The organism is Rhodopirellula maiorica SM1, assembly GCF_000346295.1.
In the GTDB taxonomy this organism is placed as follows: domain Bacteria; phylum Planctomycetota; class Planctomycetia; order Pirellulales; family Pirellulaceae; genus Novipirellula; species Novipirellula maiorica.
This window is the reverse complement of record NZ_ANOG01000214.1, coordinates 1-2982: the sequence shown is the minus strand read 5'-3', so window position 1 is coordinate 2982 and position 2982 is coordinate 1. Positions and strand designations below refer to the sequence as shown.

Genomic DNA, 2982 nt, shown 5'->3' with positions numbered 1-2982 from the left:
GACATCGCATCCGACGTCATTGTGCACCTCATCCTGCTCAAGAAGGATCGTATCGAAAGTGGTTGCCTCAGGAGTCAGCAAATCTCCTTTTTCGCGACTGACAATCGAAGGCACGCCCGGGAGCTTGGGTGGGGTCTTGTCCAGTACTTTGAAGCTCGGGTTTGTGTACACCACCGGCGTGAAATGAAGAAAGTGTTTTCGATAGGCCGTGCTCTCGAAGTTGCCGGGAAAAAGGTGGTCCTTGCATCCGTCCGGTGAGATCACGCCATTAAGATCATTGAAATTCGTGATGAGCATCTCGCTACCGATGTATTCGGACTGAAAACCGTTGCCCATGAGATTGTCGATTCCCAAACCTCCGATAGCAGTGACGTGTTCGACACCTTCACTGGTAATAATGTCATGCCCATCGCCCCCATACAGCAGAAACCTGACGCGGAAAAACAGAATCATCGCGGATGAATCTGCGCCCAGCGAAATACAGTCGTTCCCTCCCGCGCCAGAAACGATGATTTTGAGAAGGGACGAGGGATCAGGAATCATTTGCTCTGGGTCTCCCTCTCTGGGAATGGGGGGAAGCTCACGTTCGCGAATTCGGCCGACACTTTCATCGTTCACCCAGAAACGAATTTGATCGTCTTCGACTTCAATCGTGATCTTGTCGTCGCCAGGAGTCCCGACAAGAACGACCGTGTTTTCCAACCAATCATCAATAAGTTCGATGTCGTCTTCGTCCTCCGAGGCAGGAGGCAGGACGTCCGAAAACGGCACCCCTTCCTGAGCTCGAAGCGGCATCGCAACAGCAGACAGCAAACCGAGAAAAAGCAGGCTGGCACAAAAGTGAATTCGAGTCGGCATCACTGATCTCCGAATTGAATAGGGGGTGGAATGTTTGTCTGACCTGCAAAGCGTGGAACGAGGGAACGTGTTACACACATTTCCTGAAAATACGAATCGACACGACAAAGCCCAATACCGCATCCAAACAGGATCAACAGCAACGGCAGAATCCCCTGCACCACTCCAGCCGGTGTCTCAAAGCTTTGCATTCGCCGTGATGCCGCTTGGAAAGAATGTGCCTCAACAAAACCCACGGCGGTTTGTCCCACGGCCGCACTGCTCTATTGGCCGGCAAAAAAATAACGGACAGAAAAATTTCTGGATTCGATTCGGGAGATCGCAACGTCGACTGTTTTCTACCCAGAACCCATCATTTTGCTCCCAATGTTTTTGCCGGTAATGCAGTAGGGAAAATGTTTCGAAAACGCAGCTTATTGCATGCCAGAACTCCGAGATCAACTTCGTGATCGATTCTTGCACGAATCCTGAATATGATGCAGTACCGAAGGGGGCACAGTCGCTCTACGGTAATGTCCCGGCTCAAAGTAACGTGGCACTGTTGGTGATCGACATGATCAAGGTTTTGGAATTCGATGGCGGCGAAAAACTCTGGCGTTTTGCACTGCCAATGGGCGAGCGACACGCTACGTTACAAGGTGATTTTCGTCCGTCGAGCCAAATATCCGAGACGATCCATTGACACTCGACGACTATCAACGCAAACGTGATTTCGACCAGAGTCCCGAACCCTTGGGGACGCATCCGATAGAGCGTGCTTCATTGGGTTTACGATTCGTCGTACAGAAGCACAACGCGCGCAATCTGCATTTCGATTTTCGGCTTGAACACGAAGGCGTATTGAAGAGCTGGGCTGTGCCGCGAGGACCAAGCCTGGACCCAGCGGACAAGCGACTGGCAGTCGAAGTCGAAGATCACCCCCTCGGATATGCCGACTTTGAAGGCGTCATCCCGAAAGGACAGTACGGTGCCGGCAAAGTCGTGGTATGGGATACCGGAACTTGGCATCCAGACGGCGATCCAGCCAAAATGCTTCAAACGGGAAAGCTGAAGTTCCGGCTCGACGGTCGCCGATTGCGTGGCGACTGGGTTTTGGTTCGCACGAAACCGAAGGGCAAACAGCAGCAATGGTTGTTGTCCAAACGCGATGACCAGGACGCGAGAACCGATGTCGATGTCGTGCAGGAATATCCGGGCAGCGTCCTTTCCGAGGGCGACCGGGATGGCGGCGTAACTCTGCCCAAATTCATTCCACCGAAACTACCATCACTCGTCGACCAGCCGCCATCGGGTGGCACATGGATACATGAATTGAAGATGGATGGTTATCGGATCCAGGCCCAATGGCGAACCGACGGTGTTCGACTGATCACGCGGTCTGGGCATGATTGGACCCGTCGCTATTCTGCGATTGTCGATGAGATGGTGAAGCTGGATTCGCCGGGCACGATCATCGACGGAGAATTGGTTGCCCTGGATCAATCAGGCAAGAGTAACTTCGACCTGCTTGGCCGGGCGATATCGGATCGCGAGATCGTGCTGGCCTATTTCGCCTTTGATTTGCTTTTTCTGGGCGGAGTCGACTATCGCGAGCTGCCGTTGCTGGATCGTAAGTCCGCTTTGAAAACTCTCGTAGCCGACGCTGGCCTGGCACGACTTCAATACCTCGACCATGTTGCAGGCGGTGTCGACGAATTGATCCGACAATGCCAATCGCTTGGCTTGGAGGGAATCGTGTCGAAACGGTTGGATCGTGCGTATACCTCTGGCCGTGCGAGCGATTGGCTGAAGACCAAGTTTCGATACCGAGAGAGTCTCGTCGTTGTCGGTTATGAACTGTCCGATTTCTCACTCAGCAGCCTGCTACTAGCGTATTACGACTCCGAACAGGAACTGCAATTTGCTGGCCGCGTTGGAACGGGTTGGAACGAGCGCGAAGCGACGGACATCCTCACTCGCTTGAAAACACTTGGCACGCCGAAGCCGACACTGTCCGAACTACCTTCGGGATCACGTCGCCGTCGGGGTCGCGATCTTGAAACGCACTGGGTTCAACCTGTGACGGTCGCCGATGTTGACTTCGCCAGTTGGACGGATTCAAAACAGCTTCGGCAGGCATCTTTT

General features: G+C 53.3%; 3 protein-coding genes. 2 read left to right on the top strand and 1 reads right to left on the bottom strand.

The genetic code is table 11. The features are described 5' to 3' along the window. Positions 1 to 771: hypothetical protein (locus RMSM_RS06600; RefSeq protein WP_144057432.1), on the bottom strand; the 771-nt coding region annotated here is incomplete at its 3' end. Positions 772 to 1303: 532 nt separating this feature from the next. Here RMSM_RS06600 and RMSM_RS06590 point away from each other — a divergent pair. Together RMSM_RS06590 and ligD are read left to right on the top strand one after the other, a co-directional pair. Next, on the top strand, positions 1304 to 1540 hold the full coding sequence (locus RMSM_RS06590; RefSeq protein ID WP_040764440.1) for a hypothetical protein: 237 nt from the start codon (positions 1304 to 1306) through the stop codon (positions 1538 to 1540). Further along, positions 1537 to 2982 (top strand): non-homologous end-joining DNA ligase (ligD, locus tag RMSM_RS06585; protein WP_008693267.1); only part of this gene is annotated, 1446 nt, incomplete at its 3' end. The genes RMSM_RS06590 and ligD, both read left to right, overlap by 4 nt.